This is a genomic window from Paenibacillus sp. NPDC093718 (assembly GCF_050279985.1).
Classification (GTDB): Bacteria; Bacillota; Bacilli; order Paenibacillales; family Paenibacillaceae; genus Paenibacillus_AQ.
Genome location: NZ_JBNNUS010000005.1, coordinates 111,838 through 135,070, shown reverse-complemented (window position 1 = coordinate 135,070; position 23,233 = coordinate 111,838). Strand labels below are relative to the sequence as shown.

The 23,233-nt window shown below is 48.3% G+C and carries 16 protein-coding genes, 1 pseudogene and 1 CRISPR repeat array; of the genes and pseudogenes, 3 read left to right on the top strand and 14 right to left on the bottom strand.

What is annotated here, in order from left to right; translation table 11 throughout:
* Positions 1 to 115: 115 nt before the first annotated feature.
* A complete protein-coding gene (locus tag ACQKPA_RS16410) occupies positions 116 to 1,948 on the top strand; it encodes a glycoside hydrolase family 97 catalytic domain-containing protein (protein WP_427493671.1) in 1,833 nt (610 codons plus the stop codon).
* 101 nt (positions 1,949 to 2,049) lie between these two features.
* Here the strand turns inward: ACQKPA_RS16410 and ACQKPA_RS16405 are convergent, their stop codons facing one another.
* From ACQKPA_RS16405 to ACQKPA_RS16375, 7 genes are all read right to left on the bottom strand, one after another.
* Positions 2,050 to 3,891, bottom strand: coding sequence for a cache domain-containing sensor histidine kinase (locus ACQKPA_RS16405; protein WP_427493670.1), 1,842 nt, complete (start codon positions 3,889 to 3,891; stop codon positions 2,050 to 2,052).
* Positions 3,888 to 4,913, bottom strand: a complete 1,026-nt coding sequence (locus ACQKPA_RS16400; RefSeq protein WP_427493669.1) for a response regulator transcription factor — start codon at positions 4,911 to 4,913, stop codon at positions 3,888 to 3,890. Before ACQKPA_RS16400 ends, ACQKPA_RS16405 begins: the two co-directional genes overlap by 4 nt.
* 214 nt (positions 4,914 to 5,127) lie before the next feature.
* Positions 5,128 to 6,708 carry an extracellular solute-binding protein gene (locus ACQKPA_RS16395; protein WP_427493668.1) on the bottom strand — a complete coding sequence of 527 codons (1,581 nt, stop codon included), beginning with the start codon at positions 6,706 to 6,708 and terminating at the stop codon, positions 5,128 to 5,130.
* Between the two features lie 140 nt (positions 6,709 to 6,848).
* Complete coding sequence (locus tag ACQKPA_RS16390; RefSeq protein ID WP_427493667.1) at positions 6,849 to 7,721, bottom strand: carbohydrate ABC transporter permease; 873 nt, start codon at positions 7,719 to 7,721, stop codon at positions 6,849 to 6,851.
* A 17-nt stretch (positions 7,722 to 7,738) separates the two neighbouring features.
* A complete protein-coding gene (locus ACQKPA_RS16385; RefSeq protein WP_427493666.1) occupies positions 7,739 to 8,686 on the bottom strand; it encodes an ABC transporter permease in 948 nt (315 codons plus the stop codon).
* Between the two features lie 594 nt (positions 8,687 to 9,280).
* Positions 9,281 to 10,315 carry a glycoside hydrolase family protein gene (locus tag ACQKPA_RS16380; protein WP_427493665.1) on the bottom strand — a complete coding sequence of 345 codons (1,035 nt, stop codon included), beginning with the start codon at positions 10,313 to 10,315 and terminating at the stop codon, positions 9,281 to 9,283.
* A 7-nt stretch (positions 10,316 to 10,322) separates the two neighbouring features.
* Positions 10,323 to 12,134 (bottom strand): alpha-L-fucosidase, encoded by a 1,812-nt coding sequence (locus ACQKPA_RS16375; RefSeq protein ID WP_427493664.1) that lies wholly within the window; start codon positions 12,132 to 12,134, stop codon positions 10,323 to 10,325.
* Positions 12,135 to 12,364: 230 nt separating this feature from the next.
* Here ACQKPA_RS16375 and ACQKPA_RS16370 point away from each other — a divergent pair.
* A pseudogene (locus tag ACQKPA_RS16370) lies at positions 12,365 to 12,460 on the top strand (DUF5780 domain-containing protein); the annotation flags it as partial.
* A gap of 282 nt (positions 12,461 to 12,742) precedes the next feature.
* A CRISPR array of direct repeats spans positions 12,743 to 14,572; the repeat unit is 32 nt; unit sequence ATTTCAATCCACGCACCCATGTAGGGTGCGAC.
* 572 nt (positions 14,573 to 15,144) lie between these two features.
* On the opposite strand, the gene ACQKPA_RS16365 reads toward ACQKPA_RS16370, so the two are convergent.
* Positions 15,145 to 16,500 carry a helix-turn-helix domain-containing protein gene (locus tag ACQKPA_RS16365; RefSeq protein ID WP_427493663.1) on the bottom strand — a complete coding sequence of 452 codons (1,356 nt, stop codon included), beginning with the start codon at positions 16,498 to 16,500 and terminating at the stop codon, positions 15,145 to 15,147.
* Between the two features lie 306 nt (positions 16,501 to 16,806).
* Between ACQKPA_RS16365 and ACQKPA_RS16360 the strand changes: the two genes are divergently transcribed.
* Positions 16,807 to 17,127, top strand: coding sequence for a helix-turn-helix domain-containing protein (locus ACQKPA_RS16360; protein ID WP_427493662.1), 321 nt, complete (start codon positions 16,807 to 16,809; stop codon positions 17,125 to 17,127).
* A 192-nt stretch (positions 17,128 to 17,319) separates the two neighbouring features.
* Here the strand turns inward: ACQKPA_RS16360 and ACQKPA_RS16355 are convergent, their stop codons facing one another.
* The 6 genes from ACQKPA_RS16355 to ACQKPA_RS16330 form a co-directional block, all read right to left on the bottom strand.
* Positions 17,320 to 18,564 carry a DUF4073 domain-containing protein gene (locus ACQKPA_RS16355; RefSeq protein WP_427493982.1) on the bottom strand — a complete coding sequence of 415 codons (1,245 nt, stop codon included), beginning with the start codon at positions 18,562 to 18,564 and terminating at the stop codon, positions 17,320 to 17,322.
* A 198-nt stretch (positions 18,565 to 18,762) separates the two neighbouring features.
* Positions 18,763 to 19,227 (bottom strand): hypothetical protein, encoded by a 465-nt coding sequence (locus tag ACQKPA_RS16350; protein ID WP_427493661.1) that lies wholly within the window; start codon positions 19,225 to 19,227, stop codon positions 18,763 to 18,765.
* Between the two features lie 7 nt (positions 19,228 to 19,234).
* Positions 19,235 to 19,630 carry a hypothetical protein gene (locus ACQKPA_RS16345; RefSeq protein ID WP_427493660.1) on the bottom strand — a complete coding sequence of 132 codons (396 nt, stop codon included), beginning with the start codon at positions 19,628 to 19,630 and terminating at the stop codon, positions 19,235 to 19,237.
* A 47-nt stretch (positions 19,631 to 19,677) separates the two neighbouring features.
* Positions 19,678 to 20,487: a WXG100 family type VII secretion target gene (locus tag ACQKPA_RS16340; RefSeq protein ID WP_427493659.1), complete on the bottom strand. Its 810-nt coding sequence runs from the start codon at positions 20,485 to 20,487 to the stop codon at positions 19,678 to 19,680.
* Positions 20,488 to 20,950: 463 nt separating this feature from the next.
* Positions 20,951 to 21,580 (bottom strand): TetR/AcrR family transcriptional regulator, encoded by a 630-nt coding sequence (locus ACQKPA_RS16335; RefSeq protein WP_427493981.1) that lies wholly within the window; start codon positions 21,578 to 21,580, stop codon positions 20,951 to 20,953.
* A gap of 146 nt (positions 21,581 to 21,726) precedes the next feature.
* Complete coding sequence (locus ACQKPA_RS16330; RefSeq protein ID WP_427493980.1) at positions 21,727 to 22,893, bottom strand: dicarboxylate/amino acid:cation symporter; 1,167 nt, start codon at positions 22,891 to 22,893, stop codon at positions 21,727 to 21,729.
* Positions 22,894 to 23,233 lie beyond the last annotated feature (340 nt).

The following is a 23,233-nucleotide window of genomic DNA, read 5'->3' as shown; positions in this document are numbered from 1 at the left end:
GTAAGAAAACACAACCTGGCGCGAACGGAACCGTATGCTAAGCCTTTGCATTGTCCGTTACAATGAGGCTGCAATGGATAGTCATTCTTGGAGCGACAAGGAAGGAGTTTCGTTTATGGATCATGAGCTATCCCGGTCTCTGTCAGCGCCGTTTCATGCACAGCTTCATTCACCTGACGGGAATCTGCAGATCACACTGGAACAGGAGCATAACGGCCCCATCTTTTATACGGTTATGAACAAGCAATTCCGGGTTCTCGAAAAGTCACCGCTCGGACTGATAACCGACAAATACAAATTTCAGCATGGCATACGTATACAAGGGGTTGAGCACAACACAATCACGGATCGTTACGAGCTTGTGACCGGCAAGCAAAAATCGCAGTCTTACGAAGCAAACGAGTTGGTGCTTTCGACTTCAGTAGAGAATCATCAGGTGAGGATCCGTTTGCGTGCTTTTCATGACGGCGTCGCATACCGGTATGAGCTGCAAGGAGAAGGATATATTCGTTTCGAGAACGAGCTCTCCGGCTTCCATCTGCCGGAGGACCGGATGCTCAACGTCTGGGCTCAGCCATTCATGCGGTGTTATGAACGAACCTACGACCATGCCATGCCGGATCATCTTCGGGGAAGGCATTTCGGTTTCCCGCTGCTGGTCCAATCGGCAGAGGATCATTGGCTGCTGCTGACTGAAGCAGCTGTAGATGGCGGTTATGGCGCCAGTCACCTCGCAGCCGATGAGCAAGACGGCCGGAAGCTCCGCATCTCGTACGCCCCGGATCAGGAAACGCCGATTGCCGCCTTGCTTCCGCTCTCGACGCCCTGGCGTGTCATGATCATCGGATCGCTCGGGGATCTGGTGTCTTCATCGCTAACGACTCACTTATGTCCCCCGCCCGTGCTGCAAGACACCTCTTGGATCTCTCCCGGCAGAGCAGCCTGGTCCTGGTACGCGGAAGGTGATTCCTGCGGCAATATGGACATTCAACGGCGGCATGTGGATTTTGCCGCCGAGATGGGATGGGAATACAGCGTCGTAGACGGCGGCTGGGAGGGTGTGCTGGATGCGCCTAAGCTCATCCATTACGCGAAGTCGCTCGGTGTCGGCATCTGGCTGTGGACACATTATAAAGGGCTGAACACGGAGGCGCTCCGTGAAGAGAAATTACGCCTGTGGGCATCCTGGGGCGCCGTTGGCATCAAGGTCGACTTCTTCGACAGCGACAATCAAGAGACGCTCCAGGTCTACGACGCCATCGCCGAATCCGCCGCCAGGCACCGGCTAATGGTTAATTTCCACGGATCTACCAAGCCGAGCGGGGAGCACCGGACATGGCCCCATGTGATGACAAGAGAAGGCGTTTACGGTGCGGAATATTACCGAGCGCAGAGCGAAGGGCCAAACGCGGTTCATCTCTGTACACTGCCGTTTACGCGGAATGTGATCGGCTCCATGGATTTTACGCCGGTCACGTTCAGCAGGCGGACCACGACGACCCAAGGGCTTCAGCTGGCCCTGGCCATCCTCTTCGAATCCGGCATCCAGCATTATGCGGATGCGATATCTGTCTTCGCCGATCATCCGGGCAAGCCGCTGCTGGCCGCCGTTCCGGCCGTCTGGGATGAGACTCGGCTGCTGGAAGGTTATCCGGGCCGGTTCGTTACGATAGCAAGACGATCAGGTACGGAATGGTTTGTCGCCTCCATCTGTGCCGCCGGAGGACGAGACGTCCATATTCCGCTGGATTTCCTTGAGGACCACCAAGCCTATCAAGTCGTGATCTATCAGGAACAGGCGGAAGCGGACGAATATCGATATCGTTCCGTTCTTCCTCCCATTGAGGTTCACACGGAAACTTGCTGCGCCAAGGATACCATCAAGATACGTCTCAAGGTGCACGGCGGCGTATCCATCCATCTCACGCCGCAAGCGGGGAGCAAGTAAACCAATCATTCTTGCGGGATAAGAAGGGAAACCTCTGAAGGTTATACCTATTACTTCAAAAAGCACAAGGCCTGACCTCCAATACGGAGGCAGGCCTTACACTATGCTCGCGGCGGATACGGCATGACCATGCGGATGGTGGTTCCCGTACCCTCGCCTGCCGAGGTTACGCGGAGTCCGTAAGTCTCGCCGAATACCAGCTGAATCCGCCGATGCACATTCAGCAGCCCGATGCCTCCGGTACCGCTAAGGTTCAGGGAGGATTCAGGCACATGATTCACATGGTCGTACTCGTAGGACAGCCGTGCCGCAACCTCGCGCAGCTGTTCATCCGTCATGCCGATGCCGTTATCCGTCACGCTGACCCAGAAGGAATCATCATCGCACCCGGCAGAGATGATGATGTACTGCGATGCTTCGATGCCGTCCGGAAAGGCATGCTGGAATGCATTCTCGATTAAGGGCTGGAGCGTCAACCTCACCATTTTGTACAGAAGCAGCTCATGGGGAACCTCAACCCGAAGATCAAACTCCAGATCGTGCCGATGCTTCATGATCGTCATGTAGTTCAAGACGTGCTTGAGCTCATTGGCGACCGTGATCTCCTCCAGCGACGTCAGCAAGGAGTACCGCATCATAAAGCCTAGTGAGGACACCATTTCGGTAATCTCCGACGAGCCTTCAACCTCGGCATAACACACGATGGTCTCCAGCGTGTTATACATGAAATGCGGATTGATCTGGAGCTGAAGCGCCTGGAATTCGGCCTTCTGCCGTTCGATAATCGTCTTCTGCTGCTGCAGCTCGGTCTCGTATACCCGCTCGATTAGCTCCGACAGCCGGGTCACCATCAGATTGTACCGCTGCATCATTTCCGTCAGCTCGTCCTCGCGCTTAGGAAGCTCCAAGGGAATCCACCGCCCCTGCTCCGTCTGGCGCATCCCGCGGATGATCGTCTGAATGGGCTGGGTAATGGAACGAGTGAAACGGTAAGCAAGGAGACAAGCAGCAATGAGGCTGATCAAGCCGATCGTCCAGACCGTAGAACGAATACTGGCAATCGGCTTATGCCACTCCTCCAGCGGCATCGAAGCCACCAGACGCCATCCGGAATAGGGAGACATCCGCGTCATAAACACCCTCTGCTCTCCATCGGCCGTCGTATATTTGAAGGATTCCTCGTCTGCTCCCATAATGGCGGCCGTCAGCTTCGGATCCTCGGCCGGCGACGAGGCGTTATGCTCCAGTCCTTCAGGCTGGTAGACTACTTGGCCGCTGGTATCCGCGATATAGAAGTATCCGCGTTCGCCCAGATCAATTCCTTTCCAGAGGGAGGATAACTCCTGGGAACGCACTTCCATGGCTAGCACGCCTTTTTCCGCTGTGGAGGATAGACCCTTGATCAGTCTCGTCATGCGTACCACGCTGCCGCTGCGTCCTGGTATAATACTCTCCGTATGAATCATGAGGCCGCTTTCATCTTTCGTCGTATTGCGGAGATCCGTCAGCTGCTTCGCCTTCTCCTCTGCACTGAATACCGGAGTGGTAAAATCAGAGCCGAAGCTGTACGTGGCATTTCCGTTGTATGACAGGAGATACATGGTCAGCAGCTCGGGCCCCCGGTCCATGAGGGGACGGAATACCGTATCCTTGATCGTGGAGCTGATGTGATAGTACTCGTAATGGTCCGCCGGGTTAGGCAAATCCACGAATTTCTTCAATTCCCGGTTGGTCAATAAGGAGATCATCGTACGGTCGTAGGATTTAATATACAGATCGGTATGGTTCAAGGCATTCTGTACGATTTGCGACATATGCCGGTCCAGCTGGCGGTCCAGCTCAGCCGATGAGCGCGTGTAGGTAACGATGCCGATCAACAAGGTAGTCAGCACAATGATGGATACAAAGTACAGAAACAGCTTGCGGTACAGTTTATTTTTCATCCGTTAAAGCCCAGCATCGTCCGATATTCCGTCGGCGTGTGTCCCGTTACCTTCTTGAACATCTTCGTAAAATGGGGATAGTCCTCGTAACCGACGTTCGCCGCCACGTCGATGATCCGCATATGCGGGAGGGCCAGCAGCTCCTTCGCCCGCTCCATACGCCGGTGAATCCGATACCGGACAAAGGTATCGCCCGTCATTTTCTTAAACATCGCACTAAAATACGTCGGCGTATAACCGGCCATCTCCGCCACTTCCTCGAGGGTGATCTCCTCGGACAGATGCGTGTCGATATACGATTTCACTTCATCTAGCGGGTTCTTGAAATTTCCCCATCTTTGCGTCACCAGATCGGCGGTCATCTGTTTGACCCTCAACACAAATTCATTCAACAGCTGCTCCTGCACCGTGTGGTGACCGATGGGCTCAATTACCGAAACCTCCATATACCCCTTTGAGACGAGACGACGGAAAATAATGCCCACCGCGTCATCCAGCAGCTGCTGGAGCTGCGGGACGCTGAGTCCCGCCGCTTGCAGATGCGCCCTCCAATCGACCAACAGCCGATCGAGCTGTTCGGTCTGCAGCATCCAGATCTCCTGCCCGATATTTTCAATCCAATCGACATAGGAAGCCAGTGAGACAATGCCTTTATTGCGGTGTTTAACAATCGCGTCAAAGGTTTGGTGCAGCACCACGCCGGTAACCGGCTTTAGCAGATAGTGTTTAACCCCATACGCCAGACATTGCTGCGCATATTGGAATTCGCCATAACCCGATATGACGATAATTTGAATATGCCCGTACTGCTCATGAAGCTCCTGACACAGCTCCAGTCCGCCCATTCGGGGCATCCGGATATCAGTCAGCAGTACATCCGGCTCGAATTCCTTGATCAGGGAGAGCGCATGCTCACCATTCACGGCCGTGTCGATGGCATCAAACTGCAGACGGTAGGTCTCCGCCATCTTGACCAGCCCTCTTCGGATTACAGGTTCGTCATCAGCAATAAGCAATCGCATATCATTTTAGCCTCCTGTATGTAGAAGAATAAGGTATGAGGCAAACATCGAATGGAACAAGAAGGTATCCGCAGCGGATACCTGTGATGGTAAGACCGGCGGATACCTTGATTTTTCATCCTTCGCTCATTTTTACTTTAAACGCTTACATATTGGATCTATTGTACACGATTTAAAGGGCAAACAGGAGATGCCCTGCTTCCTATCTTGGATGTTATCTCGTACGGTCCACCACATTCTCTTTGTTCTTCCAGCGCTCCGTCGCTTCCTTGATGATCTCATCCCCGCCCTTGGCACGGTATTCCTCCAGCACCTTCGGCCAATCTGAGATCGGCTGCTTGCCATAGATCATCTTCACCATGCTGTCCAGGATGAATTTCGGTCCCGTATCTCCGGTCGAAGCCAGGTCCGGGAACTTGGAGAAGCTGTTCAGGTTCGCCATGAACGTAATGCCGCCTCGGCCTTCATTGCTCAGTACATCGCTGAATGCCTTGATCACGTCCTGACCATCCTCGGTAAGGGCCGTCTGCTTCTTGTTGTAGGTCAGCTCATGAACGAACCACAGCTGGTTGGCCCGGAAGCCCGCCTCATCGACCTCTTGTTTGGTCACAGGCCACTTATAGTTGACATTCCCGTTCTCCATCGTGTAATTCTCGCCCTCAATCCCGAAGGAGAAGAACATATCGGCTTCCTCCGTCAGCATCCAATCCAGGAATTTAATGATTTCGATGGCTTTCTCTTTACCAACCTTGTTATTGATATAATACGTGGTCGATACCGAGCTGTATAAGCCGAGTCCGCCCTTGCCGTCCGGTCCGGTCGGGGACGGGTAAATATCCACCTTCATCGAAGGATCCACTTCCTTCAGCTTGGTGCGAAACCCAATCAGTCCCTCGCCGTTGGAGGCCCACATCCCGGATTTGCCGGCATTGATATTGCGTCCGTAATCCTCCTGGGAGAGCGAGGCGAAATCCTTCGGGATCAGGCCCTCATCGTACATCGTCTTATACGTCTGGAGCGCCTTGGTCATGTTCTCGACATCGAAGAACTTCGGCACGACCTCCCCATTCAGCTCCATGAACTGGAACGGCAGCACATCGTATGCCCCAAGAAAGGTATCCGCATATTTAAAGCCCTCGCGGTACTGGTAGGGGTGCTCTACACCCAGCTTCTTAAAGGCACGCAGCATATCCAGATACTCTTCCACGGTTTTAGGCGCTTCCTTGATGCCGGCCTTCTCCATCAGATCCGTGCGAATGAATGTGGCACGGCGGGACGGATTTTCCAGCCAGGCCGGAATGCCGTAAATTTTGCCGTTATAGGATACTTCCTCCCACGCGGCCGGAGTGACCATTTTCATCAAATTCGGAGCATGCTCCTTGAGGAGGTCATCCAGCGGCATGAACACCCCGGCTTCCACCGAGCCCGACATGGACCCTGTTGTTGGACCTCCCCGCATATTTCCCACAACGTCCGGGATTTCGTTGCCTGCAAACATCAGACTCATCTTCTGATCAAATTCCTTGTGGGACATCAAGCGGATATCGAGATCCGTGTTCGTCATCTCCTCCAGCTTCAGCACCCATTTGTCCTTATTGATATCGGGTGACGATTCGATGTAGGTGTTGCCGCCCGTGGAGAAAGAAATCGAGAAGGACAGCTTGCTCGAGTCTGTACCTTGCTTCGTTTCTTCCGGCTTGGGACTGACAGTTCCTTCTTCCGGTTTCCCCCCGCATCCCGCGAGCAGTGACATCATCATGACGCTGATCAGTAAGACCGTCCAACTTTTTTTCATCAACCTCTCCCCTTTTTCACAAAAAATAGACAAGTGGCTCATTCATGAGGTAAGCGCTTTCGTTAAATCCATTTCATCGTAGCTCATAACCCTCATATGCAGTATTGGCGTTCTTATTATGAGATTGTGTTCTTTTACGATCAAGATTTGATCGAACCGATGAGCATGCCCTTAATAAAATATTTCTGCAGGAACGGGTAGACCAGGATGATCGGCAGCGTTGCGATCACAATCGTGGCCATCTTGATGCCCTCCGGGGACATGTTGGCCAGATTCTCAAACGTGGTGTCCATCTCTCCCATCTGATCGGTTATGACGATCTCTCTCAGACGAACCTGGAGCGGAAACAGCTGACGGCTATTGATATAGTATAGAGCGGACGAGTATGAATTCCAATGCGCAACGGCGTAAAACAATCCCATCGTCGCCATGACCGGCTTGGACAAAGGCAGCACGATGCTCGATATGATCCGCAGCTCCCCGCACCCGTCGATCCGGGCCGAATCAATAATTTCGTTCGGCAGATTCATGAAGAACGAGCGCATGATGAACAGGTTGTACGCGCTGATCGCGCCCGGAATGATAAGGGCCCATACCGTATCCAGCATGTTCAGCGATTTAATGAGCAGATAATTCGGAATCAGGGGCGCACTGAAAATAAAAGTGACCAGCACGAGCATAAGGATGACTTTTCGTCCCCGATATTCATTGCGCGACAGCGGATAGGCCAGCGAGGCCGTTGCGATCAGGTTGATCCCGGTCCCCACGACGGTCACGAATACGCTGATCATAAAGGAACGCCATACGGAAGTATCGTTCAAGACGATCGCATAGTTGGAGAGCGTGAACTCAACCGGCCACAGGCCGACGTCTCCCCGCGAAATGGCCACATCACTGCTGAGCGATTGCGCCGCAACGTGCAGGATCGGGAAGATCATGACAGCCGACACAACCGCCAGAAAAATATAGTTGAAAATTTCGAATACGGATTCGCCTTTTGATCGTTTTATCATGTTTTTAAGTCACCTGCCTAGTATAAGGAATTTCCGGTCGTTTTGCGGCTTATGGCGTTACCGCCCACAATGAGCAGCAGCCCGATGAGAGATTTGAACAGCCCGATGGCCGTGGTGTAGCTGTACTGCTGTCCGAGCAGACCAACGCGGTAAATGTACGTATCCAGAATGTCGCCTTTATTCTCGTTCAAGGCATTCAGGAACACAAACACGCGCTCAAACCCGAAATCGAGGAAATTGCCGATGTTCAGCAGGAACAGAATCATAATCGTGGGCAGAATCGACGGAATCGTTATCGCCAGAGTCTGGCGCCACCGGTTCGCGCCGTCTACGCGTGCAGCTTCATAGAGATCCGGGTTGATCCCGGCCAGCGCCGCCAGATAAATAATCGTTCCCCAGCCAGCTTCCTTCCAAATGCCGGAGCCGATCAGAATGCTGCGAATATAGCTTTCCTCGCCAAGGAAGTATATCGGTTCGAGTCCCACCCACATCAGAATCTGATTAATGATCCCCGTGGTCGGGGACAAAATGCCTACAGCAATCCCCCCGATAATGACCCAGGACAGAAAGTGAGGCATGTAAATGACCGTCTGCAGCACCCGCTTGTACAGGACAAGACGAATCTCGTTTAGCAGCAAGGCCAGAAGGATCGGTACCGGAAACGCAAATACAATGCTGTACATCCCGATCAGCAGGGTGTTCCAGAAGATCCGCAGAAACTCCTCGTACTGAAACATCCGGTAGAACTGATCAAGCCCAACCCAGGGGCTTTCCCATATGCCTTTGAATAAGTTGTACTCCTGAAAAGCCATGGCGCTGCCGAATAAAGGGACATATTTAAATACCAGAAAATAGAGGATGCCCGGAATCGAGATGAGGTATATCGCCTTGTACTTGCGAAAGCTGGATAACCATTCCCGGCTCCTTGACGGTGTTAGCCGCGTGCTTGGGTTGATGTTCGCCATAAGGACCTCCCGTTGTAAGTTTGCCTTCGTATTCATCGTATAAGCGGAGGTCCATACCAACAATGGCGGCATTTGTTTGTCGATGTGTTTTTTTACGATTGTGTTTAAGAGGTTGTTCAAAAAGTCCGCTTTTGATAAGAAAACCTCTATCGAGGCCACTTCAAGGATGAGCGACCGCGATGCATAGGTAGGTTTTCTTGCGATATAGAATTTCATCAGTTCCACTGATAACTCATAAATTCTATATCTAACACGAAGCGAATCAGGAAGCAGAAAACGCACATCGGAAGCATAAGCTTCGGTGCTGAAAATCGACCTTTTTGAACACGCACTTTAAGATGGGGATTTGAGGCGGAATAGAGAAAAAAAGCCCTGCTGCTGGCATGGTCTATCCGACCATGGTAAGCAGAAGGACTTATGGGGGAAATGAACGGAGAAGTTAAACGCAGCCGTACATGAGAGCATAGGCCGCTGAGAGTAATCGGGCATTTCTCACCGCACACACTCCCAATACACTGTGCAGCATCGCATGACGGAGAGCGACCATCCGTTTCAGGTGCTGTTTATCATGCTTCGAATCGATATGAATCGCTCTTATTCGTCGTCGTTCTCCGTAATCTCCCGAATCGGAATCGCCATATTCCAGGTCTCCGTACAATCGTAAAACCCGCGGCTCCCGTCCGAAGTCGCGGCAAACATCCAGGCCGGACGACCGTCCTCCATGAGCAAAAACGGCCGTTCCAGGTTGCCCATCAGCCGCTCCGCACCATCATCCCACAGCACTCTGCGGGAATACACGGGTTCCCCTGGTTTGGTTGTCATCTTCCATTCTTCCCCGTTCGCTGACCACGCATGGACTCCACTATAGCGCTCCCCACAGATGGAGCCTTCCATGTCCTTGGCAATCATCTCGTACCCGCGAGCCGTGCGCCAAATGAAGGGATCTTCAATATGAATGGCTGGGGGAAACAGCGGTTCAGGCTGACGGGTGTATGGCCCGTACACCGATTCGGCGCAGGCCAAGCCCAGCTGCATGTTGCCATAGGAATGCCCTTCATAGGGACGAGATTTATAGATAAGCTTCACCGACCCGTTCTCATGAACACAGGGGGCCGGATTAGATACCAAGAAGCTGTCAAAATAATTCGGGCGGGGCAGCAGAACCGGATGATCCCTCCGAGTCCACGGGCCGGTTACGGAAGGGGCAGTCGCCACGCCGATCCGTTTGTTCGCCCTGGCAACCACGACGAGCGGATCATTCGGCAGCAGCGCCTCCTCTTCGTCAGGCAGCGGAAACGGGAACGTCGTGCCCATATAATAAAGCACGTACGTGCCGTCCACCTTCACGATATGCGGATTGTGCACGCTGCATCCGTCCCAATAGGCCGGAGATCTGGCTCCGAGCACCGTCTCCTCGTATACGTACGGTCCGGCCGGATGGTCGGAGACCGCACGGACGATCTCCGAGGCCGCAAGCCAGCCGGGATGCATGGGCAAGGATTTCGGCCAACGCGAAGCAAACATATGGTATCGGCCATCCTCACCTTTGATGACGCTGCCGCACCATATCCAATAACCCGGCATTCGAAAGCCTCCTGCAACCGGTGCAGGATCAAATACGATTTTCATTGAATCCTCACTCCCTCTCCATTGGCAGTAGCGTAACCTTGCGCAAATTCATTAAAGAATCAGATACCAGCGATAGCCCCCGTACTTCAAGACGGTGTGTGCCTGCCGAACGAATCGTCAGTCGGCCCATCTCAAATTCTCCCCAGCTTCCGTCCCCACCCGTATCTTCAACCGTACAAGTCAGCTTCTGTTCATCCATGGTCAATTCAAAATGTCCCCCTGCCTGATCCGCTGCGGCGGACAAGGTGACGATTACTCGACAGTGAATCGGCATCTCTTCCTCGGAACGAAATGTCCATTGAACAGCCGCATTTGGAGCAGTCCAGCCGGTAACGCCATCATGACCGCGTTTTCCGTTATCGTATCGCAGGCCATCGCCCTCGATAACACCATCATATGCCCAGAACGTATTCGGCATCCGGGATATAAACCTTGGAGTGAGATGCGTCTCCAGCGCCCCATCCAGCTTAAGCTTGATCACCGTCGCATAGGCGTCCTGAGGTACCGAACGCACATCAATCTGCAAGTCCCACGGCCCAAGCTGTCGGATCGGCAGGTCGTCCTCCTTCGCCTTCACTCCGACAGGCCTCGCATACCGAACTCGGCTGGCAAGACCGGGCAGGATCAAACACCCGTCCTGCGGCCATTCTCTCACCAGCAGGTACAAGAGATTCTCATCCGGCTTCCATGTGCAATAACCCCACTGCGGCGTATCGATCGGACTGCCGCTCGTGCCGTATATCGCCTCGCCGTTCCGCTCCAGGAAGCTGCCCACCGTCTCCAGCAGGCGTCTTGACGTATCGTCAATCGCCCCGTTTCCGAGCGGCCCGATATTCAGTACCAGATTGCCGTTCGTAGCTGCCACGCGGAGCAGCTGTTCGATCAATTCGTCCGGACTCTTCCAGTTGTCATCGTCATAACGGAACCCCCAGGAATCATTCAGCGTATGAATCGATTCCCAGTCCGGCTGCACCGGATGGAACCGGAGCTGGTTATCATGCGGATTGCCGTAATCCGCAAACCGATCATCCCGCAGCCGCTTGTTAATCAAGCAATCCGGCTGCAGCTTGCGTACCAGATCATAGAACCACTCGGCATGCTCGTCGCTGATCTTATGACCGCAATCAAACCACATCAAACCAATCGGACCGTAATCGGTAAGCAGCTCCTCTACTTGAGGAAGAGCTTTCTCGTGAAGATAACGCTCGAAGCGTTCCCGCTTATCGTCATCTTCGATCCATTCCTCCAGTTGATCCCATGCGCCGATGTTATCCGGGTAATCCAGCGTGTTCCCCTGTGAATGCGGGTGATGCCAATCCATGGCATGGGAGTAGTAGATTCCAAGGCGAATCCCCTCCGCTTCGCAGGCCTCTGCAAGCTCCTTGATCGGATCCCTTGGAAAATGAGCGTGGCGAGTAATCGAATACTCGCCGACCTTGGAATCGTACATCGCAAACCCATCATGATGCTTGGCTGTCACGATAAGATATTTTGCCCCGGACTGCTTGGCCAGCGCTACCCATTCATGCGCATCAAAAGCCTCCGGGTTCATCTCCGCAGCGGCCTCCGCATACTCGGCCACCGGAATCTTCCCCCTTAACTGGATATGCTCCGCATAATTTGCATCCACCCGTTCGCCGTTCCACTTCCCGCCCAGCATCGAATAGGGCCCCCAATGCACGAAGAGCCCAAAGCGAGCTTCGCGCCACCAGGCTATCCGACGGTTACGATCATGATCATTTACCCGCTTATTGCTTGCGAGAACATTGGACCTTTCCTGCACTAATCCGGCCCCATCCATGTATTCATCCCGCTTCATGCGCACCCTCCTCACTTACTTGCCATTGGCTCACCTGTCTAATAACCTCCATTATAGAAGTAACGCTGGTGCAGCCTCTTTGTTTTTTTTGGGTTGGGGTTGTGTTTTGTTGAGATAGGGGGCTTCGAAGGAGAAGCAGAAAACATACAGCCTTTAAGCACATTCAGGGCAGACAGGAGTTGGAAACTTACCACGGGATATGACACAACTGGGCGGTTACGTTCCTCGCTTGTGTCAAGGAAGTCCAGTACTATGACGGGACAACCTGGACCAATGAATATTATCCTATTTGGGTGCAAGAACAGTTGGAGAAGCCGCTGAAATGATGATTAGATATTAAAATGCAATTGAAGGCTAGACCTGCCTTTCGCTTCCCAATAGGAAGTCGTTAGGGCATTGTTATTTTTTCACTCATAGATATGCAAGGCACTCCTATAGGTATTACAAACGCAAAAACAACCTGTGTAACCATTGATAAAAGTCAACCATTTTCGACTTAATACTACTCTTTAATAAGGACGGATAATCCTCCCCAGCTATAAAATTTCAATCCCACACCCATGAAGGGTGCGACAAACGCGCTAGGGAAACCCTATAAACCCAAGGAGATTTCAATCCACGCACCCATGAAGGGTGCGACAATGAGTGTATACCAACAGCCATTCACACAAGCGATTTCAATCCACGCACCCATGAAGGGTGCGACCCGAAGGTCCAGGCCCTTATACCGAAGGATATCATTTCAATCCACGCACCCATGAAGGGTGCGACTGCAGCGTAATAGACGTACTTGCGTCGCTCAGTTATTTCAATCCACGCACCCATGAAGGGTGCGACGGTTGTTTTTTATCCTTGCCTTCTCGTTTCCATTCATTTCAATCCACGCACCCATGAAGGGTGCGACGCGCAGCTCCATTTCGGATCGATATCCCCTACACATATTTCAATCCACGCACCCATGAAGGGTGCGACGTATTCCCACGGGTCTTTTAGCCTCGGATGTTCACAATTTCAATCCACGCACCCATGAAGGGTGCGACCATTACCTGTTGCTCGGATAACTGCCGCAATTTTTGATTTCAATCCACGCACCCATGAAGGGTGCGACAGGTTTTTTCTAGCTGCCTAATGCTATTAAGTTAATTTCAATCCACGCACCCATGAAGGGTGCGACCGTATCGACCAGCACACCGTTTTTGTACACTTTATTTCAATCCACGCACCCATGAAGGGTGCGACAAGAGTTATTTAAAGCTTATCTACACGATAGTGAAGTATTTCAATCCACGCACCCATGAAGGGTGCGACGCAAGAGATTTCACCAGAAGTGCCTCCACTTTTAAATTTCAATCCACGCACCCATGAAGGGTGCGACGGAATCCGATGCGTCATTATTGGCGCGATATTACATTTCAATCCACGCACCCATGAAGGGTGCGACTCAAGACAAGTTTAAGGAACTGCAAATGCCATATCGATTTCAATCCACGCACCCATGAAGGGTGCGACTGGACCGCAATGCAGCTCGAAAACTACGCCAATCTCATTTCAATCCACGCACCCATGAAGGGTGCGACTGCAATGCTTGATGCGTATGTTGTTCTTCAACAATTTCAATCCACGCACCCATGTAGGGTGCGACATCCGCTGTATATGAGGTGTTAGCTGCCGAAGGATTTCAATCCACGCACCCATGTAGGGTGCGACCATGTGCTGAATATTTCAGGCATCTTCATGAAATATTTCAATCCACGCACCCATGTAGGGTGCGACACGGAGAACAAATACGCATTCCGCGATCCCGTGAAATTTCAATCCACGCACCCATGTAGGGTGCGACGTGTTACAAACAATATCATAGCTTGAAGGGAGGTATTTCAATCCACGCACCCATGTAGGGTGCGACTCCAGAGTTCAAAAAGCTTTCCGAACAGAGCGAGATTTCAATCCACGCACCCATGTAGGGTGCGACAAGACATACGTTGAGGCGGGTGGTATCTAATGGCTATTTCAATCCACGCACCCATGTAGGGTGCGACGGCATTACCCGTTGTACCCGGACGAGCTGATGGGATTTCAATCCACGCACCCATGTAGGGTGCGACCTGTAGTCTTATCGTTCTTATGACCAAGCATGTTTTATTTCAATCCACGCACCCATGTAGGGTGCGACGCCAGTGCGAGATCCGGCGAATTTATAAACGAGGGAATTTCAATCCACGCACCCATGTAGGGTGCGACGTTGATGTTCCGTGTGTCCAGGTTGTTCAGCAGATTTCAATCCACGCACCCATGTAGGGTGCGACGCATCCATCTTGTCGATATCATCCAACTTCACCTATTTCAATCCACGCACCCATGTAGGGTGCGACGCCAGTAGAAAATCCGTTCAGACAGCCGTTTTTGATTTCAATCCACGCACCCATGTAGGGTGCGACTCCGATTTTCAGTCGTAATAACTAAAAAAACGAATATTACAGAGAAAAAACAGATAATTAATCCTTATAAGTCTCAATAAAAGATACATATTTTTCATATTATCATATAATAAGGTTATAATGTGGTGCGAATCCACTCAGGATTTTATGTTCGCTTTACATTCGCACTAGAAACTACCTCTAATAGAAACATATCATAAACCGTTTAATCGTCTGCACACGGGGGAGCTCTATTTTTCCTTCTTTAGGCGGCTTACTCTTTATATAGATACAAAGAACCTCCCTCCATTCCCTAGAGCTAGTGAATGTTATGCCGCTTCTCCATCCTATGCAGTAATCGCCTCAAATTTTAAGTTCTTTGGAATGATAATTCTTAGAGCACTATTATAAACTCTTAAAACAAATAGACGCCCCCTATGACAACAGGAACGTCTTTGCTTATAAATTCTAAAATCAAAATTCGCCAGCACCATGAGTATATTGCTTGACTGGAAATGAATCAGAGGTATGTAACGGTATACTAATCGACATAATGATAACTAGTGCAGCCAATGTCAATATAATTTTACTTTTCATTCCCTTTGCACCTCGCTAATTAGAATATTATATCTATGCTGTGCTTCAACAGATGAAATATGTCTTAGTTGCTCAAATAATCTTACACATTTGAGAGTAGCGTCATCATCATGAATTTCAACGGCAGATGACAAACCCTTTAATATGTAGTCTATACTGATACCATATCGCTGACAACCTATATGATAAATAGCTAACTCGATCATGAAGTGTGTATATTGAACTGCTACCACTTGATTGGTATATGATCCGGTATTGCCTTTCTTCTCAGTGTATAAGGAAATATGTCTTTCAAACTTTTGCAAAATATGATCCACATTGAAATCATGTTTATTTGCGGCTTGAACAATTTTTATCAAGGCAGGGAGGATTTGAGACTCTCTTTGTTCTATATAGGCTACATAATCTGGAAGTATATCGAAATTACCCATCATGAGTTGATATAGATATTTATTTGCAACTACCAACATCTTAAATCGCTCTTTGATCTGCTGAGCCTCTTCTGTATCTTCAACAACCCAACTCAAATCGGAATATAATGAAACATACTTTAACGCTTCCTCGTATTCACCTCGTTCGTCACAAACAGCTGAACGCAGTAAATGCGAGTATATGATATACAAAAACAACGGTTGCTTTGGTTTCTTATGTATCCCATATCTACTGGTCTGATAAAATTTATACTGAATCGTCGCCTTTCTGCCCATCTCTTCTGCCATTTCGTCGACTTTTCCCCATTGCCGAAGTGATAGATATGTATTAGCCAAATCCTTCAACGCATCAAGCTGATCCACTTCATCTAAACGTTCGACGAATCCCTCAAATTTAGTGGCTTCCCGAAGATTTTTTTCCTGATCATGACCTAGTGAGATTGTAAACAGTCGATAATGGCATAGGGCTAGCCGTTCAGAATGTTGATACTTCTCACTTTCAGCTACTGATTCATAAATAATTGCGGCTGCTGAATTTTTACCCTGATTAAACAAATCCTCTGCTGTGTCAAAAAGCATCGGCACATAAGCTAGGTTATCCGTCATGTATCGAACAACCTTCTGAATTAAGTCCAGCTTATCCAGTTCAGCACAGCGATACAAAAACGGCTTTAGTCTTCTCCAATTCAGCGGATAAGCAAAACATTCATCCGCATACAGCTCATAATAGCTGCCTTCGGGAAGTCCCATCGCCGCTACCATTCTATCTAATTGCTGCATAGCAATGGGGCGTACACCCTTAATAATAGTGCTTAACGTCCCTGAGTTTATTTTTGATAGTTCCGCAAATTGATTTATAGTTAATCCCGTCTTTTTCAGGTGAAAATCCAATTCTGATCGTATCGTGGTTGTATGTATCAATTCAACAACCTCCAATAAGAATATCCGCATTCGGAACATCCATAATTTAGTATATCCATATAATAATAGTGATAGTATAGATTAATTTAACGCCTGTCAATTAATTCATAAAGCTAGCTTCCCGCACAAAACCCCATTTTGTTTAGGGAGTACCTTCGGGAATCATCCGCTACTATATTTGAATATATTTACAATTTATCACAAAAACCTCATAAGGACAATAATTGATATATAATGAATCTTTTAGTGACTCCAATATTAACTACCTTTTGTCTACACTTCTTATATAAGAGGAGTCGATCATACATGGATAAATCGATTGCAGAGAGATTGGGCATTATCATTCGAGAGATCAGAAAAAGTCAAAATCTAACTCAAGAGGAGCTTGCCGAGAAAATTGGTTCCTCCTTTAGTTATATCGGCAGGCTGGAAAGAGGAGAAGGCAATTTCACCGTGCAAACCCTCGAAAAAATTACAACAGCGCTTAATCTCGACTTCTTTGACTTTATGTCATTAGGTAAAAAAGATAATGAGATCATATTAGAAATTAACTCGCTGCTATTACAGCAAGATGAAGAAAACCAATTAAAAGGATTAAACATCCTTAAAGAGTTATATCGGAAATAAAGAATGAACATTACAAAAGATATCTTTCTTCCTTATACGATTTTTTGAGCCAACATTTCAATCCGATAACTAACTCCTGATTATACGGGAGTTTTTTATTGCTTTACCGATTTGATAATTGAATTAAAATATAATTGGTGTACGCAAAAGAACAGAGCGCTGATAAAATCAACGCTCTGTTCCATTCAGACATTATTTTTTAAAAGTCACCTTCTTAGATAATCCATCTTCCAGGTTCATTTCACCTTTATGGCGAACGAATACATTTTGGTTTCCTTCAAATGTTGGAGGGTTCTTTGGATCATAGTCAACCCAGCGACCATTCCCATTCCCATTCACAGAGTATTCCATGTATTGGGTAGCACCAATGAGTTCATTTTTTTCATCATCAGCTTTAACATTAGGCGGTAATTGAGCAACCGTACCATGATGCACGCCCAGCTCTTTAATGACTTTATCTGTTTTATAATCATACGCTTTTATTTTCACATCATTTCCGTTCACTTCAACCTGAAGTCCCTGTTTAAAATCATTGCCTGTCGACACTTCACCACCATTAGGCCCTGCCGATGCCCAGCCCGCTTGAATCCCAGCTGTGTTCACAACAGTAAAACCACGTTGATCTCCACCTTCTACTACCTTTTTACCTGCCCAATCCGGAAGATTCAGATCCCAGTGACTGTGGCTTGTAAAAAGAATGACTTGCGGGTAATCCTTTAAGATAGCTTCTAATTTAGCCTGGTCCAAGTAATCACCTGTATACGGCGATTGATTGGAACCTGAGATACTGTCCTTGAGGATATGGTGACTAAAGAGGAAGATCGGTTTATTTGGATCGTTCTTGGAATATTGTTCAAGATTCTGCTTTAACCAATCAAGCTGCTCATCGCTAAGATAAACTTCATCCCACAAAGACTCATCATGGTAGTGCATATATTTTTCGGTTCCTAAGAAAAGGAACGGATATCCGTCTAACTCTTTTTTATGGTAGACTTTCTCCTCGCCAGTAAAGTTATAAAAATTTTGGAACATTTCGGATTCCGGCGTATGATTTGGCCACGTATTTTGTGCTAATTTATTCGGTGTTGCCCATTTCGGTTTATAAAACTCATGATTTCCTATGCTGTACCAAACATGTTCTGGATGAGGATTATGATTTAACACCTGTTGTACGGCTTGATATTCAAAATCCCATCCTCGGTCTGTAATATCACCATTCACAATTAATGCTTTTGAATCAGGGTTTACCTGTTTCATATCGTTAAGTACATGCTTAAAGTCATTGAGATCCCCTTGAATGTCACTGATGACATCAAAAGTAAGACCTGGATCTTTGGAGAATAGATGTTCATCCAGTTTTGCTTGAGCTGATCCTGAAAAAGCACCTACATTGAAAACAATAGATGCTGCCATAATACTTGTTAGTAGCTTCTTCACCATGATTCCTCCTAGTTATCATCATTTTCAGAATATCATCCGCAAAACGATATAAGTTTCTATTTTATACTAAACCGGAAATATTAAGGTAATATTCTCCTAGAGTAAATATTGCACAAAAATATGTAAATAAACCAGAGTTGCCACCCTATTTTTAGAAAATAAAAACACATTCGAATGTGAATGTGTTTGCGCATATTATAGTAACTCCTGATAAATATGTGGAAATCGCAGTAAATTAATTATCTTATTTGATAGATACTTTTGCTGGTATTGATCCAACTTTGTATTTATAATTACAGTGCCATTTTCTTTTCTGAATAATTGATCTGTACCATTTTCCACAAATACCATATCAGGATTAAAAGCCATCAACATATTGCCGAATATATTAAACAACACTTCTAAACCTTTATCGAATGATTTCCCAAATAATTGAATTCCAATCTCTGCATTAATTTCCATCCTATATTCTTCTCTTAAAAAATCTAGACTAATAATATCTTCTGTTTCAATATCAAGTGTGAAGTATTTACAGCTAAGGCGAGAAAAGTCCTCGTAGTCAGTTATTTTATCTTCAACTGCTTCACTCACTATATTAAAGATCGTTCTTTTTAGTGTTTCTTGGTCCAATTTTGTGACTAAAAATAATGTACAGTCCATCTCGCTTCTACCCTCCAAATACTCTTGTAATCCTTCCATCCTTAACTAGAATTAATTCTTCAAGTCTTTTCAAATCACCATTCGGGTTTGCTTTTCTTAAAAATGTTTCGGTGATTTCAGCAACTTTTTCATCGGGAAAATCATCTAGGTTAAGAACGATTCGTCCAGACTGCTTTTTTGTTTTTCCTGCTATTTCTTTTACTATACTCTGCACCTTTCCATCTGGCTTTGGTGCATAGCAGTCAAACACGTTCCCTTCAACTAGAAAATCTGGATTCGATCCTTCTATTTTCCCATAACCGTTTCCACCATCAATTTCATCCAGCATCTTAATGTCATAGCCTTGATCAGCCAAGAGATCAGCGGTTTCATTTTGTTTCTTTATTCCATGGGAATCTCCCACTCCATAGTTCCCTTTAGGCTTACCTCCATTAGGTAAAGAGGGTTCTGTTAATTTGGTACCACCTTTAACTGTCCCCTCATCCCCCGACCTCTTACCCCCATCCCCCCCGAATCATTCATGAGATTGGGCATGTTCTTTATCCCAATCCAGTTAAGAGCAAAAACGCCTAAAGCCATAGCTCCCTGCTGCCCCAGATAGGCCGATTTCCCCATCTCATTCATTCGCTCTTGCTCGGCCTGTATCCTTTCACCGAATTTCTCGCGGGTATCGCCAACATCAAATGCCATTTTGGCACCCCATATGGTCGTATTCAAGACCTCCTCGGCAGTCCCTATTGTAACATCGTAAGCCATCTGTTTACCGGTTCCGATCGGATCTTCGACCAAGGCGTTTGCCTTATCTTCAACCGCTCCCCACATCTCGGCGGCCCCCGATTTCGCACCTATCGCGAAGTCTTTGGCTTCATCACCCAGATCTTTGAGTTGGTCACTAAACGACTTTACCTCAATGGCCTTACCATAGTGGACATTGCTCGTCCCTGCAGGGTTTAAGATCTGAGGAGCCGCACATCTGGGATCTAACTGGCCCTGCTCATTGTCCACCTGCATGAATTTATAGGCAATTCTCTTCAATTCCTGACTGGTGACCAGCATGTGCTCGATCGTCAATTTCATGTCGCGATAGGCCTGCTGAAAATCATAATAAAATCTCGAACATGTAGTACCATCCCAACACGACGCCAGCATCTGAATCTGTTGATTCAGCGTGTTTTTGTTCGCTTCCAGCTGATCAGAGGCCCTGTCGAATTGATCCGACACTGCCAGCAGCACCTCAGGAGGTACAAGTATCTTGGACATAGGTCAACCTCTTCGTCATTTTGTTAGATAGTCATTCTACTTGATTTCAAATAACTGGAAAAGGTTCCAAGGTCCTCTTTATGTGGAGTAACGACTCAGTCGAAAATTCCCTAGCGATGCATAGATCTGCAAAAGCATGCAAAAAAGAGTGCCGGTTCAGCCGACACTCGGTAGTCTTGCGCACTGTACGTCAAACTGTAGGCCACCGTTTAACTCTCCCCCTCCAAACAGTTCACGAGTTTAATCTTTTTATTGTTTTTCTTCCTTCTTATTTCCTAAGGAGATTAAAAATCGCCTCCAGCCGTACGCTGTGATTGCATGACTCGCAGGAATATTTCCCTTTCTGGTTTTCCTTGAAATTTTTATATCCCGCGCTTCCTTCGTACAGCCGAAATGTCTTCTTGCAGCAAAAGCATTCCACCTCATAATAAATCAATATGCTTTCACCTCCTTGGGAGCGTTCTTATTTGCGCGTGGCGTGATCAAAGATCGTAATCAGCTCCTGCACATAAGCCTTTACGTGAAGATCGGGGTTTCTCATCAATTCCAGGCTGAATCCATCGATGGCATGCCGGATAGCGAGCGCCATAACTCGGGAGGATACCGGGGTGAATTCTCGAAAGATTCCTTCTTTCGCCCCTGCATGCAGAATCGCCTCAATCGGTTGAAACACACCTTCATCCGTATCCGCCGAAAACAGAGGTTTCCCCTCCTTCGTCCTCATGCCCGTCACGATTTCCACAACGGCAAAAACCATCTTCCGATGATCCACGATAAACTCCAAATTCGCTTCAATATACTTCTTGAGCCTGTTTCTCGGAGAAGCTTCGCTACGCAGAATCGGCTGCATAAAGGACTCATAGGCGATATAATACTCCGTCACCACCTGCTCCAGGAGCTCATCCTTGCCCGCAAAATGATAGGAAATCACCCCTTTGCTAACGTTGGCACGCTTGGCGATTTGACCTATCGAAGCTTGGGCATAACCGACCTCGGCAATGGTTTCGATCGCACATGCCACGATCTGCGCACGGCGGGCCTTCTCAATAAACGACATTTCCTTCTGGTCATTCGTTTTATTTTTAGTATTCATGGTCATATTTTAGTACGATCGTACAGAAAAGATCAATAAGAAGCCTGCCCATCTTTTTGGAAATGGGCAGGCTTCTGCCTGTACTCATATAGATTGCTGAATCCTAACCGTCCGCGATACAAAGTAGCAATCCGCGCTTACATGGTTTACGCAGCCTCAGATTTGCTCACGCGGTCCGTGATCACGGCGATAGCTCCATCTCCGGTTACATTACAAGCCGTTCCGAAGCTGTCTTGCGCAATATAGAGGGCGATCATGAGCGACGTCAGCGTCGTATCGAAACCCAGCATGGACTCCAGCAATCCGAGTGCCGCCATGACGGCGCCTCCGGGAACTCCGGGAGCGGCAACCATCGTAATGCCCAGCATCAGGATAAATGGGAACATCATACCGAGGGAAGTCGGCATTCCCGTCAGCAGCATGACGGCCATCGAGCAGCTCACCAGCGTAATCGTGCTGCCAGATAGATGGATGGTTGCGCACAAAGGAATGACAAAATCAGCGACCTTCCCGCTAACCCCATTCCGCTTGGTTTGGCGCAGCGTAACCGGGATGGTAGCGGCAGAAGACTGCGTACCTATCGCCGTAAAATAAGCTGGCAACATGTTCTTCAGCATGGCAAACGGATTCTTATGCGCGACTTGACCAGCAACCTGGTATTGTATGATCAGGAAAAGCACATGCAGGACAATGATCATAATAAATACTTTGGCAAAGACCGACAGGATCATGGTCACTTGCCCGCCATAGGTTAAGTTGGCAAACACGCAGAGGATATGATACGGCAGCAGCGGAATGATGATCGAGGCAATCAGCTTCTCAACAATCTCCCGGAAATCAACCATGACCTTCTGCAGGGCTTGCCCCTTGATTACTGCCGCTCCCAGCCCCAGCGTAAAGGCAAGCAGCAGAGCAGTCATCACCCCGAATACAGGCGGCATCTCCACTTTGAAAAAAGGCTCCAGCAGCGCCTCTTCCGGATTGGCATAGGAATTAACCAGACCGCCAACCTCCAACATATACGGATACAATAGCGTCGCTGCCAAGAACGCCAACAACCCCGCGATAACGGTGGAGAGATAGGCAAGGCCCGTGGTCACGCCCAGCAGGCGGCCAGCCCCTCTTCCCAGCTCCCCGATCCCGGGAGCAATGAATCCGATGATAATTAACGGTATGGCAAAACCAAGGAAGTTTCCAAACAACCCGCTAAAGGTAGCTAATCCGGCAACCAACCATTCCGGTGAGAATGATCCGATCGCAATGCCGAGCAAAATAGCTATAAGGATTTTCGGCAGTAAGCCGAGTTTTTTCATGTTCATGCTGACATCACCCACAGACGTTATTTTCGTTCATTGTCCACTCCAAACGGACAAAATCCATTGAGCACGGAATGAACAAACTTTATCATATTCTGGATATCATTGTCATTATGCAAAATATGACAGCTAAACATACCCATAACAGATCAGATGACAGATATGGACACCAAATAAATAATGGAAAGGCGAAACGCCTACTCCGGTTCGAGCATGCGCAAAATTGAAGCCAGCCCCGCACATTTCTGTGCGGGGCTGGCTTCATTGAAATGGTTCCATAATACCCTAATATGATGAGATAATGGCAGGATTAACTCCAACAGATCAACCATTATCC

What these genes read in the sequence shown, in the direction of transcription:
- ACQKPA_RS16410 (WP_427493671.1), top strand. Translation starts at nt 116, where the DNA reads ATGGATCATGAGCTATCCCGGTCTCTGTCAGCGCCGTTTCATGCACAG.
- ACQKPA_RS16405 (WP_427493670.1), bottom strand. Translation starts at nt 3,891, where the DNA reads ATGAAAAATAAACTGTACCGCAAGCTGTTTCTGTACTTTGTATCCATC.
- ACQKPA_RS16400 (WP_427493669.1), bottom strand. Translation starts at nt 4,913, where the DNA reads ATGCGATTGCTTATTGCTGATGACGAACCTGTAATCCGAAGAGGGCTG.
- ACQKPA_RS16395 (WP_427493668.1), bottom strand. Translation starts at nt 6,708, where the DNA reads ATGAAAAAAAGTTGGACGGTCTTACTGATCAGCGTCATGATGATGTCA.
- ACQKPA_RS16390 (WP_427493667.1), bottom strand. Translation starts at nt 7,721, where the DNA reads ATGATAAAACGATCAAAAGGCGAATCCGTATTCGAAATTTTCAACTAT.
- ACQKPA_RS16385 (WP_427493666.1), bottom strand. Translation starts at nt 8,686, where the DNA reads ATGGCGAACATCAACCCAAGCACGCGGCTAACACCGTCAAGGAGCCGG.
- ACQKPA_RS16380 (WP_427493665.1), bottom strand. Translation starts at nt 10,315, where the DNA reads ATGAAAATCGTATTTGATCCTGCACCGGTTGCAGGAGGCTTTCGAATG.
- ACQKPA_RS16375 (WP_427493664.1), bottom strand. Translation starts at nt 12,134, where the DNA reads ATGAAGCGGGATGAATACATGGATGGGGCCGGATTAGTGCAGGAAAGG.
- ACQKPA_RS16360 (WP_427493662.1), top strand. Translation starts at nt 16,807, where the DNA reads ATGGATAAATCGATTGCAGAGAGATTGGGCATTATCATTCGAGAGATC.
- ACQKPA_RS16350 (WP_427493661.1), bottom strand. Translation starts at nt 19,227, where the DNA reads ATGGACTGTACATTATTTTTAGTCACAAAATTGGACCAAGAAACACTA.
- ACQKPA_RS16340 (WP_427493659.1), bottom strand. Translation starts at nt 20,487, where the DNA reads ATGTCCAAGATACTTGTACCTCCTGAGGTGCTGCTGGCAGTGTCGGAT.
- ACQKPA_RS16335 (WP_427493981.1), bottom strand. Translation starts at nt 21,580, where the DNA reads ATGAATACTAAAAATAAAACGAATGACCAGAAGGAAATGTCGTTTATT.
- ACQKPA_RS16330 (WP_427493980.1), bottom strand. Translation starts at nt 22,893, where the DNA reads ATGAAAAAACTCGGCTTACTGCCGAAAATCCTTATAGCTATTTTGCTC.